We start from the raw sequence: 14164 nt of genomic DNA on the forward strand, positions 1-14164 counted from the left end.
ATGGACAACAACGATTCCATCCTGCGCTACTACGAAGCGGAAATGCGCTATCTGCGCGAATCCGGCAAGGAATTCGCGAAGGCGCATCCCGATCGCGCGCGCCTGCTCAATCTCGATCGTGTAGGTGATCGTGACCCGTACGTCGAGCGGCTCTTCGAGGGTTTCGCGTTCCTGACCGGGCGGCTCCGACAAAAACTCGACGACGAGCTTCCGGAACTCACCGAGGGACTCGTCAGCCTGTTGTGGCCGCACTATCTGCGGATGATTCCGTCGCTGTCGATCGTGGAGTTGATGCCGTTCGCGGAGAAACTGCAGAAGACCGAAGTGGTGCCGGCCGGCGCACCCGTCAGGTCGGTGCCGATCAATGTCCCGTCGCCGGACGGTGTCGAGGGGGCGGCGCCGCGAACGGTCCAGTGTATGTACCGGACCACGCAACCCGTCGCGCTTCAGCCGGTTACGATTACCCACGCCGGGCCGGCCGTGCGCCATGATGGCCGGTCGGTGATCAGGATCGGTTTCGCATTGGAGGGATCCGCACTCCGCAACGAAACGAATCTGTCGCGCCTGCGTGTGCATCTGAACGCGGATCTTCCGACCGCATTCGCGATGCATCTCGCGCTCACGAGGCAGGTCGACGCGATCCACTGGCGCATCCCGGAAATTCGCGACGGCGAACCGGTGCCGCTCGCAGGTGTCACGATCGAGCCGGCGGGCTTCTCGACGGAAGAGCGGCTGTGGCCAAGGGCCGATGCTGCGTTTTCCGGGTATCAACTTCTGCTCGAGTACTTCACGTTCCGCGAGAAGTTTCTGTTCGTCGACTTGTGCGGACTCGATGTCGCGAAGCTTCCGGAAGGTGCGACCCGCTTCGAACTCGAACTCGTGCTGAAGCACGCGTATCCGGTGGACCAGCGTTTCAGTGCGGAAAACGTGCGACTGTTCTGCACGCCGGTCATCAACCTGTTCGAACTCGACGCCGAGCCGATCGAGATCGATCATCACGAAACCGAATATCGCGTCGTGCCGGCCGGCCATCAAGGCGAGCATGTCGAAACGTATTCGGTCGACGCGATCGCGACATTCGACCACGACACGGCCGAACGATATGAATACGTGCCGTTCGCCACGTTCCGTCACCGCGGCGGCATGTTGCGGCACGAGGCCCCCGAGCGCTATTTCCATACGCGCGTGCGTCCCGGCATGTCGGGGCTGCACGAAACCTGGGTGATTCTCGGCGGCCATGCGTGGGAAACGATGGATGCGCTTCCCGAGGAGAGCCTGTCCCTGCGCGTGACCGGCACGAACGGGATGCTGCCGCGCAAGGGTTTGCGCGAAGCAAGTCTCAACGAGATCGCGGTCAGCACGCAAAGCGTTGCCGGCGTGCGTAATCTCGTGTCGCCCACGCTGCCGCTGTATCCGCCGACGGAGGATCGCTTCCAGTGGCGCGTGTTGTCGCATCTGGCGCCGAACTTCCTGTCGATGATGAACTCGGAAGTGTTGCGTGGCGCCCTGGCGCTTTACGACTGGACCAGCGACGAGCTGAACCGACGACGGCTCGCGGGCATCCTGCATGTGTCTCAGGAATTGATCGAAGAGGTGTCGGGCGGTGCGGTCGAGCGGGGCGTGCTGATCGAGATCACGCTCGATTCGCACGCGTTTTCCGGCGAAGGCGACGTGATGCTGTTCGGGGAATTGCTGCATCGGTTCTTCGAGGCATATGCGGAGATCAATCTGTTTACGAAGCTCGCGATCGTCAGCCTGCCGTCGCAGCGTCGAACGGAGTGGCCGCGCGGCAAGGTGCAGAGGGCGGCGTTATGAAGCGGTTATTCAATCGGCGGGGTATCGAAGCGGCCGATGCACAAGAGCTTCCGGCAATTGTCGGAGGCCTGCTGGCGTGTGCGCCGAAGATGAGCTTCATGCAGTTCTGTCGGCTGTTGGAAGCTTGTGACCCCGACACGTCTGGATTCGGCACGCGCGATACGCCGGAACACGAGCCGGTGCGATTCCGGCCGCGTCCTCGCTTGGGCTTTCCGGCCGGCGAGATTGCAGCGGTCGAGATCGACGACGAGGATGGCGATGCGCCGCCGACCATCCGCACGACGTTCATGGGGCTGTACGGGGTCGATGCGGCGATGCCGTCGCATACGATCGACGAGATCGCGCTTCGCGAAGAGGGACATGAAGCGGTCGAGGCGTTTCTCGATCCGTTCAATCATCGCATCGCGACGCTGCTGTACCGCACATGGAAGAAATATCGCTATCCCGAGCGTTTTCAGGCCGGTGGTGTCGACGATTATTCCCGGAGCCTGTTGTGTCTGGCAGGGTTCGGATGGGGCGACAAACCCGCGCGAGCCGGGTTGCCGGCGTCGCGAATGCTGGCGCTGCTCGGTCTCCTGATTCAGCGCACGCGGACGTCTGAAGGGCTTGCCGGCGTCATCGCGCTGGCCGCACCCTGCGTCGGCGTTCGTGTCGACGAGTTCTGGGCGGTGACGACGAGCGCCGGCCAGCCGATGCCGCTGACGTCGACACGCCCGGCGATTGCCGCTTCACGGGACGGCCGGCGCGTCGGTCTCGGCGGCGGTTACGTGCTCGGCCGGCGCATCGCGTATCGAAGCCGCGCGGTGCGTGTGACGCTGCGGCCTGACGATGTGCAGCAGGCGCACGATCTGTTGCCGGGCGCGCCGTTGCATCGCGAGTTGATGGCGTTCATTCGGCTGTATGTCGGCGTGAAAGCCGATGTGCATTTGCGAATGGAAGTGTCGTCCCGTTTCGTTCCGAGTCCGGTTGTCGGGGCAGGGCGTGCAGATCCTGCGCCGCGTCTCGGCTGGACCACGGTGTTGCCCTCCGGGGACGCGCGCTTGATCGATATCGCGCTCGGTATCTACGAGGCGTTTCCGACACCTCAATCGAACTCGCATCTCGTGCCACGCACGATCTGATTCCGGAGTCTTCATGTTCAATCGAATGAGCGCGGCAACCGTTGCCGCAGCAGTGCTTCTGTCGGGCTGCGGTGCCTGGCAGTCCGTCTCGGATGCGTCGTCGAACGCCTATCGTGCGGTGTTTTTCAAGCAGGTGAAGGTGCTGAATGTCGATCTCACGGCACGGGCTGCACTGAATCCGGACGAGGCGGGGCGAGCGACGTCGGTGGCCGTTCGCGTGTATCAGCTGAAGGATCGCAAGATATTCGATGAAGCAACGTATGAGGACCTGTTGAAGAACGATCGGATTGTTCTCGCACAGGATCTGCAGGCAGATATGTCGACGGTCGTGAATCCTGGCGCGTCGTCGAGTTTGTCGCAGCCCATGCAACGCGAGACAAAGTACGTGGCGATCGTTGCGTTGTACCGTGTCCCCGGAGCGCCAGGAGACTGGAAGCGGGTGATTGAGAAAAAGAAGCTCGATCCGGATAAGCCGCTCCGAATGGACCTGTCGCTGAACGGGCTACAGGTGACAGGAGAAGTCGCGAAGTCAGCGTCTTCTAGATGAACTGCGAAGATGGCACCGGAAAGCTGATAGCGCGTGCAAACGCAGGGCGTTTCGTTCCCGGTGCGGGCCCATGTGCCGGGTAACCGACAGCATGGGCCGCTTCGGGAATTACCGATCGTCTTCCCGCACCGAAGACGGATGCCGGCACAGCGCCCGCACCTCGAGTTCCATATACGGAAACAGCGGCAATTGACTGAGCACATCATGCAGCTGCTGCACGCTCTCGACGTCGAAAATGCTGACGTTCGCATAGCGTCCGGCGATCCGCCACAGATGCCGCCAGATCCCTTCGTTCATCAACCGCTGGCACATCGCCTTTTCTTCCGCCTTCAGCGTCGCCGCCTTGACCGGATCCATGTCCGCCGGCAGACGGACCGTCATTTCCACATGAAACAGCATCCTGTACTCCTTGCGTTATCGATTCGTCGAACGGGAAGGCCGCTCAGGCTTGCGCGCGGGCCCGCTCGACTTCGCTCGCCGGCACGTCCTGCTTTTCCTTGAGCAGCGAGAAATCGAAGTCGATCAGCGCGAACTGCCCGTCGACACCGTACGGCTTGCCTTGCGCGCCTTCGGCCTGCTTGATCTTCGGGATCAGCCCTTCGCGCGTCGCGAATGCGAAGTCGTCCCAGATGTGCGGATCGCCTTCGATGTTGATCTGCGTCGTCAGCTTACGATAACCGTCCGCCGAAACGAAGAAGTGAATATGCGCCGGACGATGGCCGTGGCGGCCGAGCTGGTCGAGCAGCTGCTCGGTCTTGCTGCCCGGCGGCACGCTGTAGCCGACCGGCAGCACGCTGCGGAAGCTGTAGCGGCCTTCGGCATCGGTGCGGATCGAGCGGCGCAGGTTGAACGCGGGCTGCGATTGATCGAAGTACGAATAGTTGCCGAGATGGTTCGCGTGCCATACCTCGACCAGCGCATTCGCGATCGGCGCACCATCGGTGCCGAGCACCTGGCCGCGCATGATGAGCGTCTGGCCCGGATCGGTGCCGTCGTCGAGGCGCGCATGGCCGACCGACTCCGGCGCACCGGCGACATACAGCGGCCCTTCGATCGTGCGCGGCGTACCGCCCTGGATGCCGGCCTTTTCCTCGGCCTCGTCCATCCGCACGTCGAGGAAGCGCTCGAGGCCGAGGCCCGCGGCGATCAGCCCGAATTCGCGGCCGGCTTCGTTCAGGTAGTTCAGCGCCGTCCAGAACTCGCTCGGCTGCACGTCGAAGTCCTCGATCGTGTAGCAGATGTCCTTCACGATCCGGTTGACGATCGCGCGCACGCGCGGGTTGCCGGGCTTCTCGGCAGCGTCGTCGAAGGTCTTCAGCAGGGCGTCGATGGCTTGCTTGTTCATCTGTGTCTCCGGTTTCGGTTGTCGTGTGGGGATCAGCGGGCGTCGCGTCGCATCCGTTCGATGCGGGCCCAGTCGAAGGTGATGCCGAGGCCGGGCGCAGCCGGCAGGTGCAGCTTGAAATCCTGGTAGCGCAGCGGCTCGACGAGGATTTCCTCGGTGAGCAGCAGCGGGCCGAACAGCTCGGTGCCCCATTTCAGCGAGTCGAACGTGCTGAACAGTTGCGCGGACGCCATCGTGCCGGCCGCGCCTTCGAGCATCGTGCCGCCGTACAGCTCGATGCCGGCCGCCGCCGCGATCGACGCGACGCTCGCCGCGCCCTGCAGGCCGCCCGATTGCGCGATCTTCACCGCGAACACGTCGGCCGCGCGATCCTGCGCGAGCGCGAATGCATCGACGGGGCCGTGCAGCGCCTCGTCGGCCATGATCGGAACCTGCGCGAGCTGCGTGAGGCGTTTCAGCCCCGCGCGGTTGGTCGCGGCGATCGGCTGCTCGACCAGGCTCACGCCGGCTTCCGCGAACCGCGCGCCGGCCCAGATCGCGTCGGTTTCGCTCCACGCCTGGTTCACGTCGACCCGCACGTCGCCGCGCTCACCGAGCGCGCGCTTGATCGCGACCACGTGCGCGACGTCGTCCGCGACCGCGTTCGAGCCGATCTTCAGCTTGAAGGCACGATGGCGGCGCGCGTCGAGCATCGCCTCGGCTTCCGCGATGTCGCGCTGCGTGTCGCCGCTCGCAAGTGTCCAGGCGACGTCCACCGCATCGGTCCTGCGGCCGCCGAACAGCTCGGACAGCGGCACGCCGAGACGTTGCGCCTGCGCGTCGAACAGCGCGGTCTCGATCGCGCACTTCGCGAAACGGTTGCCCTGGAACAGCTTGCGCGCCCGTGCCATCGCGGCGCCGGGGCGCGTCGCGTCCATGCCTTGCAGCAGCGGCGCGAAGTAGGTGTCGATGTTGACCTTGATGCTTTCGGGGCTCTCCTCGCCGTACGCGAGGCCGCCGATGGTCGTCGCCTCGCCGACGCCTTCGATACCGTCCGTGCATCGAACTCGGACCAATACGAGGGTCTGGCAATTCATCGTGGCGACCGACAATTTGTGGGGCCTGATCGTCGGCACGTCGACGAGCAGCGTCTCGATGCGTTCGATGGTGGCGGCAGTTGCTATCATGCGATTCCTCCTGTTGGTGCACATGGTAGGAATTCCCGCCCCGCGTCGTCCAACACTCTTTCCGACTACTTCCATACCTTTGAGGCATGAAATGGAATTGCGTCAGCTCCGCTACTTCATCGCCGTCGCCGAGGAAATGAACATCACGCGGGCTGCCGAGCGGCTGCACATGACGCAGCCGCCGCTGAGCCGCCAGCTTCAGGCGATCGAGGACGAGATCGGGCTGCCGCTGTTCGAGCGCGGCGCGCGGCCGCTGAAGCTGACGGACGCCGGGCGCGTGTTCTATACGCAGGCGAAGCGCCTCGTCGACCAGGCCGACGAGCTCGGGCCGCTGACGCGGCGGCTCGCGCAGCTGTCGGAGCGGATCGTGATCGGCTTCGTGCCGTCGACGCTGTACGGCGCGCTGCCGGACGTGATTCGCGCGTTTCGCGAGGCGCAGCCGGACGTCGAGCTGTCGCTGATCGAAATGTTCACGCTGGAGCAGCTCGGTGCGCTGAAGGGCGGGCGGATCGACGTCGGGTTCGGCCGCCTGCGTTTCGACGACGACCAGGTCGTGCGCGAGGCGCTGATCGAGGAAAAGCTGATCGCGGCGCTGCCGGCCGGGCATCCGCTTGCCGATCCCGACCGGCCGCTCGTGCTCGCGGATATCGCGAACGAAACGCTGATCGTCTATCCGAGTACGCCACGCCCGAGCTTCGCCGATCAGCAGTTATCCGCATTGCGCGACGGCGGGCTGGTGCCGGCGGCCGTCCATGAGGTGCGCGAATTGCAGACGGCGCTCGGGCTCGTCGCCGCGCAGGTCGGCGTGTCGCTGGTGCCGGAGAGCGTGGAGGGCGTGCGCGTGAGGGGCGTCGTCTACCGGCGGCTGCCGGAACCGGCCGCGACGTCGCCGATCATCATGAGCCGCCGGCTGCACGGCGAAAGCGCGGCGACGGCCGCGTTCTGCGCGATCGCGCGGGAGATGATCGTACCGGCGGCATAAGGGCTGCTGTCCGGATACAAGCCGCTGCAACTAACGGTCTATTTCGACGTATCCGTTCGAATTCGGAGAAGGTGTCGCGATATCGCGTTATTCAGGATATTCAGGACGCCGGGCCGCGTTTGTTTCCTGCATGAATCAATTTAAAACCGTGCTCGCGGAATGCTTCGAGGTCAGATTAACGAGAAAAAGATTATCGGCGCGCATTTCGATTATTGCCGCGCATGGTTTTTACTATCCCATCATCGACCGATAAATCGGCCGTGTTGCCTTCCGTAAACAAGGGTTGGAGAACGGGTTTCCCGTTCCGCACCGACCTGGAGCATTACAAGGAGAGCAACGTGGGCCGATTTGAAAGAAGCATCAAGTTCAGGATTTTTTTCGCGCTCGCCACGTGCGTCGCATTAATGGTGGCAATCGGCGTGTTCGGCATATTCGGCCTGTCGAGGCTGAATTCGAACGTCCATAGCGCTTATGCAGGCAATACGCTGCCGATCAGCGAATTATCGGAAATTCGCGCCGCCACATTCGGGATGCAGCTTCAGATGCGTCGGGTGCAGGCCGCGCGCGATCCCGAGCGGACCCGCAGAGGGATCGACGAGATTCGTGCCGAGCAAGGCCGTCTCGACACGATCTGGAACCGCTACTACGGCGAATCGATCACGAGCGACAAGGAGCGTCAGACCGCGGACCGGATCCGTGGCGTGCTGCCGCGCTTCGGAGCGGGTGTGGGCGAAGCGGTTACGGCCATGAGCGGCGGGGACTACGATGTGGCCGCTGCGGCGATCGACAGGCTGTCGCCGGCCGCAGGCGCGCTCAAGCAGGCGCTCGACGACGACATTGCACTGAACATCGACCAGGCGAAATCGTTCGTCGACGATAGCGCGTCGACATTCAGGATCATTTTATGGATTGCGATCGGCCTGATCGGCATCGGCGTGCTGATCGCGGCGTGGGTGTCCGCGCACCTGCTGCGGCACATCTCGACTCCGCTCGGAAGGGCCGTGCGCGTGGCCGACGAAATCGCCGGCGGCACGCTGGACAACCGGATCGACATCGATTCGCACGACGAATTCGGCCGGTTGCTCGGTGCGCTGGCGACGATGGATCGACAGCTCGGTACGACGGTGCGCGGCATCAAGCGCAGCGCGGAAGCGGTTGCGGTCGCGTCGCGCGAGATCGCGAGCGGCAATTCCGATCTGTCGGCCCGCACGGAAGAGCAGGCCGCGTCGCTCGAGGAAACCGCGTCGAGTATGACGCAACTGACCGAGACCGTGAAGCAGAACGCCGACAACGCACAGCAGGCCAATACGCTCGCGACGCGCGCGACCGGGATGGCCGATGCCGGCAACGATGCCATGCTGAAGATGGTCGCGACGATCGAGCAGATCAGCAGCAGTTCCAGCCAGGTTTCCGACATCACGGGCGTGATCGAGGGCATTGCGTTCCAGACCAACATCCTCGCGCTCAACGCCGCGGTGGAAGCGGCGCGCGCAGGCGAACAGGGGCGCGGCTTCGCGGTGGTCGCGAGCGAGGTACGCAGCCTCGCGCAGCGCTCGGCGGCGGCCGCGAAGGAGATCAAGGAGCTGATCGGCGCGTCGGTGTCGATGATCCGGGACAGCGCGCAGCAGGCCACGGGCGTTGGCGCGACGATGGGGCAGGTGAAGCAGGCGATCAAGCAGGTGTCCGATATCGTCGCCGAAATCGCGGCCGCGTCGCGGGAGCAGAGCCAGGGGATCGAGCAGGTCAATCTGGCGATCGAGCAGATGGATACGGTGACGCAGCAGAACGCGGCGCTCGTCGAGCAGGCGGCCGCGGCGGCGCATTCGCTCGAAGAGCAGGCCGGCCATCTGCAGGACGCGATGTCGGCGTTCAAGCTCGCCCCGAACCCCGTCGATGCGACCGCCACGATGGTGTCCGCGCCGGCGCGTTCGCCCGTGCCCGCGAAACCGCCCGTGGTTGCGCCACTGGCGGGGGCGCTGACCGCACAGATGCCGGGTGGGTCCGCGGAATGGAATGCATTTTGATCGGGATAGCGGTCCGCAGCCTGCTGCGACGGGGAGTATCCACCCATGAACGTCTTGACGTGTCCGACCCGTGCCGCACTCACCCTCGATGCGCTCATCGACGCATGTGCGCGTTTCAATCCGTCGGACCGGGATCAGCGGCTGATCGTTCGAACGCTGATCGTGCCGATGCTCGCCCGGCGGTTGGAGTGGTTGGGGCATTTGTTGCGCGCGAGTCCGTGCAGCGAGGCTACCCGTACGATGATCGAGCAGGTCGAACGCGCGCTGGCGTGCGCGTCGGCCCGGCTCGACAACGTGCGCCGGCCGTCTGCGGATGCCGCGTACGACGCCGCGCCGGGGCGCGGACTGCCGGGGTGAGCGTCGGGGCTACCGCAGAACATGCAACCGGCCGTCAATTCCGGCGCGGGTGGAAGACGCGAGTTGTGCTGATGGCGATCAGCAAGACGTCCAGGGAAATACAACGAGCCGCGTGGAGCGATACGAGCGCGTGCCGATGCGGTTCCGGCGTCACCGTTTCCCGTCGAGCGTCTCCGACGGCGATTCCCCGAACTTCTCCCGGTACGCGATCGCGAACCGCCCGAGGTGGGTAAACCCGCAATCGAGCGCGACATCGGCAATCCGCCGGTCGGACGCCGCACCGCGCAGCAGCTCGCGCGCATGGTCGAGCCGCTGCGCGCGCAGGTATTGCATCGGGCTCATCCCGCGGAACTGCAGGAACGCGTCGCGCAGCGTCCGTTCCGGCACGTTGGCGGCGCGGACGATATCGGCGAGCTGCAGCGGCTGCGCGTAATGCGCGTTCACGAACTCCTGCGCGCGCCGCACGAAGCCCGGCGCCGGGTCGCGGTGCGACGCGTGCAGCACGGACGGCGGGTGGCCTTCGATCAGCAGGTCGATCAGCAGGTGCTCGAGCTGCGACGCGACGCGCGGGTTCGCGTTCGCGCGTTCGAGCAGTTCGGGCGAACGCGCGACGAGCATCAGTTGCTGGCGCCACGCGGCGAGCGCGGCGTCGCTGATGTGCAGCACGGGGTCGAGCATTGCGCGCGGGTCGCCGGTCAGCGAGCCGACGGTCGCCGCGTCGATGCGCAGCACGAACTGCTCGCAATCGGCGGACAGCACCGCGTCGAAGCGCTCGCCGGGTGCGCACAGCACGCCGGTCTGGCCGTCGACGCCGAGCTGCCGCCCCATCGCACGCACCTCGGCCTGGCCGGACAGGCAGAACATCAGCAGGTAATAGCCATCGACCGCGTCGACCTGCACGCGCATCGCGTCGCCGAACGCGATCGTGCCGATCCCGAGCCCGCCGAGCTTGACGAAATCCATGTGCGACGCGCCGTGCACGCGGCCGTTCGGCAGCAGCGCGTGCGGCTGCATCACGCGCGAGATCCGCTCGCGCGTCTCGTCGAGATCGCGGGATTCGAACAGCCGGTGCGCGCGCAGCGCGAGCGGCTCGAACGACGTTGGGGACATGGGCATCAGCCTGATTGTGGACGGCGCACTTCGATCCGACGAATGGGTCTCGATCAAGTGCCGCATCGTGTGTGCCGTCATGCTAGCTCAGAAATCCGCCGAAAGTGGATATTGCATCGCCGCAATCGCACTTTCCGGATAGACGGCGAATATTAGCCTTCCAAAAATGGACCCCATCTTGTTAATGAAACGGAACGACCAGGAGTCCGACATGGAGCAGACAGAATCGCCCGTCGTGTTCGCCGCGCGCGACGACGCATCCGACGTGAGCTTTCCGCACGACGACGGCTCGCGCGTGCCGTACAAGGTGTTCAGCTCGCGTGCCGTCTACGACCGCGAGCAGGAACGCATCTTCCGCGGGCCGACGTGGAACTTCGTCGCACTGGAGGCGGAAATCCCGAACGCCGGCGACTTCAAGAGCACGTTCGTCGGCGACACGCCGGTGGTCGTCACGCGCGCCGAGGACGGCACGCTCGCCGCATGGGTGAACCGCTGCGCGCACCGCGGCGCGCAGGTGTGCCGCAAGTCGCGCGGCAACGCGACCTCGCACACGTGCGTGTATCACCAGTGGAGCTTCGACAACACGGGCAACCTGCTCGGCGTGCCGTTCCGGCGCGGCCAGAAGGGAATGACCGGGATGCCGGCGGATTTCGATCCGAAGCAGCACGGGCTGCGCAAGCTGCGCGTCGACAGCTATCGCGGGCTGGTGTTCGCGACCTTCAGCGACGACGTGATGCCGCTGCCCGACTATCTCGGCGAACAGATGCGCCCGTGGATCGACCGGATCTTCCACAAGCCGATCGAGTATCTCGGCTGCACGCGCCAGTATTCGAAGTCGAACTGGAAGCTGTACATGGAGAACGTGAAGGACCCGTATCACGCGAGCATGCTGCACCTGTTCCATACGACCTTCAACATCTTCCGCGTCGGGATGAAGGCGCGTTCGATTCCGGACGCGAACCACGGGCTGCACAGCATCATCACGGTGACGAAGACGAACGACGACACGTCGGCCGCGTACAAGCAGCAGAACATCCGTTCGTTCGACGAGGGCTTCCACCTCGAGGACGAATCGATCCTCGATCTCGTATCGGAATACGACGAGGACTGCACGAACCATATCCAGCCGATCTTCCCGCAGCTCGTGATCCAGCAGATCCACAACACGCTGGTCGCGCGACAGATCCTGCCGAAGGGCCCCGACAATTTCGAGCTGATCTTCCATTTCTTCGGCTATGCGGACGACACGCCCGAGTTGCGCGCGCTGCGCATCAAGCAGGCGAACCTCGTCGGGCCGGCCGGCTATATCTCGATGGAGGATACGGAGGCGACCGAGCTCGTGCAGCGCGGCACCGTGCGCGACGGCGATGCGACGTCGGTGATCGAGATGTCGCGCGGCAATCCGGACCAGCAGGACACGGTGATCACCGAAAGCCTGATCCGCAAGTTCTGGGTCGGCTACCAGAAGCTGATGGGCTATTGAAGCGGGAGCGAGAAATGACGGAAGACATGAAGACGTGGTTCGAGATTTACATGCTCCAGAACCGCTACATCGGGCACCTCGACAACGACCGGCTCGAACGCTGGCCGGAAATGTTCACCGAGGACTGCACATACGAAATCGTGCCGAAGGAGAACGCGGATCTCGGGCTGCCGGTCGGGATCGTCCACTGCACGAACCAGCGGATGCTGCGCGACCGCGTGGTGTCGCTGCGGCACGCGAACATCTTTGAAGAGCATACGTACCGGCACATGACGTCGGGCCTGACGATCGTCGCGGAACGCGACGGCGAGATCGACACCGAGAGCAACTACGTGGTCGTGCAGACGCGCAGCAACGGCGAGTCGAACGTGTACCAAGCCGGCAAGTACTACGACACGGTCGTGCGCACGCCCGACGGGCTGCGCTACAAGACCAAGCGCGTGATCTACGACACGTCGCGCGTGCAGACGCTGCTCGCAACCCCGATCTGACGAAGCAAGGAACCGACATGACCGAAGCAACGCTCGCCGAGTGGCATCCGCTCGGCGCTTTCGACGAATTCTCCGAAGACGAGCCGGCAGCGCGTGTCGCCGGCCAGAAGCCGATCGCCGTGTTCCGGATCGGCGACGAACTGTTCGCGATGCACGACCTTTGTACGCACGGCCATGCGCGGCTGTCCGAAGGTTATGTGGAGGACGGTTGCGTCGAATGCCCGCTGCACCAGGGGCTGATCGACATCCGCACCGGTGCGCCGAAATGCGCGCCGATCACCGAGCCGGTGCGGACCTATCCGCTCCGGATCGTCGACGGGCAGGTGGAAGTCAATGTCGGCTGATCCGTTCGTGATCGTCGGCGCGGGCCACGCGGCCCGGCGCACGGCCGAAGCGCTGCGCGAACGCGATGCCGCCGCGCGCATCGTGATGATCGGCGCGGAGCGCGAGCTGCCGTACGACCGGCCCGCGCTGTCGAAGGATGCGCTGCTGAGCGACGGCGGCGAGCAGCGCGCGTTCGTGCGCGATGCGGCGTGGTACGACACGCAGCGCATCGAGCTGCGGCTCGGCACACGTGTCGATGCGATCGAGCGCGACGCACAGCGCGTGCGGCTCGACGACGGCACGACGCTGCCGTACACGCGGCTCGTGCTCGCGACGGGTTCGCGGGTGCGCACGTTCGGCGGCGCGATCGACGAAGGTGTCGAGCCGCATTACGTCCGCACCGTCGACGATGCGCGTGCGTTGCGCGCGAAGCTTGCGCCGGGCCGCCGCGTCGCGGTGCTCGGCGGCGGGTTCATCGGCCTCGAGGTCGCGGCTGCAGCGCGCCAGCTCGGTTGCGACGTGACGGTGATCGATCCTGCTCCCCGATTGCTGCAGCGTGCGTTGCCGGAAGTCGTCGGTGCGTATGCGCGTCGGTTGCACGACGCGCGCGGCGTGGTGTTTCAGATGGCAACGCTACCGCGTGCGGTTCGCCGTGCGCCGTCCGGCGGTGCGATCGTCGAGACCGATCGCGGCGACGTGCAGGCCGATATCGTCGTGGTCGGCATCGGCGTGGTGCCCAATGTCGAGCTTGCACAGGCGGCCGGGCTCGACGTCGACAACGGGATACGCGTCGACGCGGGTTGTCGCACCGCCGATCCCGCGATTTTCGCAACGGGCGAGGTGACGATGCACTTCAATCCGCTGCTCGGGCGTCATGTGCGGATCGAATCGTGGCAGGTCGCCGAAAACCAGCCGGCCGTCGCGGCCGCGAACCTGCTCGGCGCGGACGAAGCCTATGCCGAGTTGCCGTGGCTGTGGTCCGATCAGTACGACTGCAACCTGCAGATGCTCGGGCTGTTCGGCAGCGAACGCACGATCGTCGTGCGCGGCGATCCGGCGAGCGGGCCGTTCACGGTGTTCGGGCTGGGCGACGACGGCAAGATTGTCGCGGTGGCCGCGGCGAACCTGGGGCGCGACATCGGCGCATCGCGCCGGCTGATCGCGGCGGGGGCGGTGCCCGATCCGGCGAAACTCGCCGATCCGGCGGTGAACCTGAAGACGTTCCTGTAACGGCGGCAGGCGCGGCGAGTATGGCAAGCGCGGCGGTCGGATTGCATCGGCGATGACGTCGCCGGCCGCGCGTTTGCCGGACGGTTGCGCGACGTGGCGGGTGACGTGATGCGCGGCGGTGGTCGCGCGGGCCCGTCGCGCATCATGCCGCGCGTTTGTCTGCCGGTGC

The 14164-nt window shown here is 65.1% G+C and carries 14 protein-coding genes; 10 read left to right on the forward strand and 4 right to left on the reverse strand.

Annotated features, from left to right (window positions below; all coding sequences use genetic code 11):
• Genes tssF through tssJ form a run of 3 tightly spaced genes read left to right on the forward strand, consistent with a single transcriptional unit; the run spans window position 1 to window position 3483 of the window.
• Window positions 1-1815 (forward strand): type VI secretion system baseplate subunit TssF, encoded by a 1815-nt coding sequence (gene tssF, locus KVT39_RS17640; RefSeq protein ID WP_217589880.1) that lies wholly within the window; start codon window positions 1-3, stop codon window positions 1813-1815.
• A complete protein-coding gene (tssG, locus tag KVT39_RS17645; RefSeq protein WP_217589881.1) occupies window positions 1812-2936 on the forward strand; it encodes a type VI secretion system baseplate subunit TssG in 1125 nt (374 codons plus the stop codon). Before tssF ends, tssG begins: the two co-directional genes overlap by 4 nt.
• Window positions 2937-2949: 13 nt before the next feature.
• Window positions 2950-3483, forward strand: a complete 534-nt coding sequence (gene tssJ, locus KVT39_RS17650; protein WP_175746416.1) for a type VI secretion system lipoprotein TssJ — start codon at window positions 2950-2952, stop codon at window positions 3481-3483.
• A gap of 108 nt (window positions 3484-3591) precedes the next feature.
• Here tssJ and catC read toward each other — a convergent pair whose 3' ends face one another.
• The 3 genes from catC to KVT39_RS17665 are packed head-to-tail and all read right to left on the reverse strand — an operon-like array spanning window position 3592 to window position 5994.
• Window positions 3592-3882, reverse strand: coding sequence for a muconolactone Delta-isomerase (gene catC, locus KVT39_RS17655; RefSeq protein ID WP_217589882.1), 291 nt, complete (start codon window positions 3880-3882; stop codon window positions 3592-3594).
• Between the two features lie 43 nt (window positions 3883-3925).
• Window positions 3926-4828, reverse strand: coding sequence for a catechol 1,2-dioxygenase (catA, locus tag KVT39_RS17660; RefSeq protein WP_131948029.1), 903 nt, complete (start codon window positions 4826-4828; stop codon window positions 3926-3928).
• Window positions 4829-4860: 32 nt separating this feature from the next.
• Complete coding sequence (locus tag KVT39_RS17665) at window positions 4861-5994, reverse strand: muconate/chloromuconate family cycloisomerase (RefSeq protein WP_217589883.1); 1134 nt, start codon at window positions 5992-5994, stop codon at window positions 4861-4863.
• Between the two features lie 91 nt (window positions 5995-6085).
• Between KVT39_RS17665 and KVT39_RS17670 the strand changes: the two genes are divergently transcribed.
• From KVT39_RS17670 to KVT39_RS17680, 3 genes are all read left to right on the forward strand, one after another.
• The gene (locus KVT39_RS17670) at window positions 6086-6976 is read left to right on the forward strand and encodes a LysR family transcriptional regulator (RefSeq protein ID WP_034185110.1); all 891 of its coding nucleotides are present in this window, start codon (window positions 6086-6088) and stop codon (window positions 6974-6976) included.
• Between the two features lie 338 nt (window positions 6977-7314).
• On the forward strand, window positions 7315-9000 hold the full coding sequence (locus KVT39_RS17675; protein ID WP_217589884.1) for a methyl-accepting chemotaxis protein: 1686 nt from the start codon (window positions 7315-7317) through the stop codon (window positions 8998-9000).
• A gap of 45 nt (window positions 9001-9045) precedes the next feature.
• Window positions 9046-9357, forward strand: a complete 312-nt coding sequence (locus tag KVT39_RS17680; RefSeq protein WP_217589885.1) for a hypothetical protein — start codon at window positions 9046-9048, stop codon at window positions 9355-9357.
• 150 nt (window positions 9358-9507) lie between these two features.
• Here the strand turns inward: KVT39_RS17680 and andR are convergent, their stop codons facing one another.
• The gene (andR, locus tag KVT39_RS17685) at window positions 9508-10467 is read right to left on the reverse strand and encodes an anthranilate 1,2-dioxygenase regulatory protein AndR (protein WP_217589886.1); all 960 of its coding nucleotides are present in this window, start codon (window positions 10465-10467) and stop codon (window positions 9508-9510) included.
• Window positions 10468-10678: 211 nt separating this feature from the next.
• On the opposite strand from andR, the gene andAc reads away from it, so the two are divergent.
• The 4 genes from andAc to andAa are packed head-to-tail and all read left to right on the forward strand — an operon-like array spanning window position 10679 to window position 13995.
• Window positions 10679-11950, forward strand: a complete 1272-nt coding sequence (andAc, locus tag KVT39_RS17690; RefSeq protein ID WP_034185205.1) for an anthranilate 1,2-dioxygenase large subunit AndAc — start codon at window positions 10679-10681, stop codon at window positions 11948-11950.
• Window positions 11951-11964: 14 nt separating this feature from the next.
• On the forward strand, window positions 11965-12441 hold the full coding sequence (gene andAd, locus KVT39_RS17695) for an anthranilate 1,2-dioxygenase small subunit AndAd (RefSeq protein ID WP_131948025.1): 477 nt from the start codon (window positions 11965-11967) through the stop codon (window positions 12439-12441).
• A gap of 17 nt (window positions 12442-12458) precedes the next feature.
• Complete coding sequence (andAb, locus tag KVT39_RS17700) at window positions 12459-12785, forward strand: anthranilate 1,2-dioxygenase ferredoxin subunit AndAb (protein WP_034185113.1); 327 nt, start codon at window positions 12459-12461, stop codon at window positions 12783-12785.
• Window positions 12775-13995, forward strand: coding sequence for an anthranilate 1,2-dioxygenase system ferredoxin--NAD(+) reductase (andAa, locus tag KVT39_RS17705; protein ID WP_217589887.1), 1221 nt, complete (start codon window positions 12775-12777; stop codon window positions 13993-13995). The genes andAb and andAa overlap by 11 nt, the downstream gene beginning before the upstream one ends.
• Window positions 13996-14164: the final 169 nt, after the last annotated feature.

This window comes from Burkholderia sp. GbtcB21 (genome assembly GCF_019091065.1).
Classification (GTDB): Bacteria; Pseudomonadota; Gammaproteobacteria; order Burkholderiales; family Burkholderiaceae; genus Burkholderia; species Burkholderia pyrrocinia_C.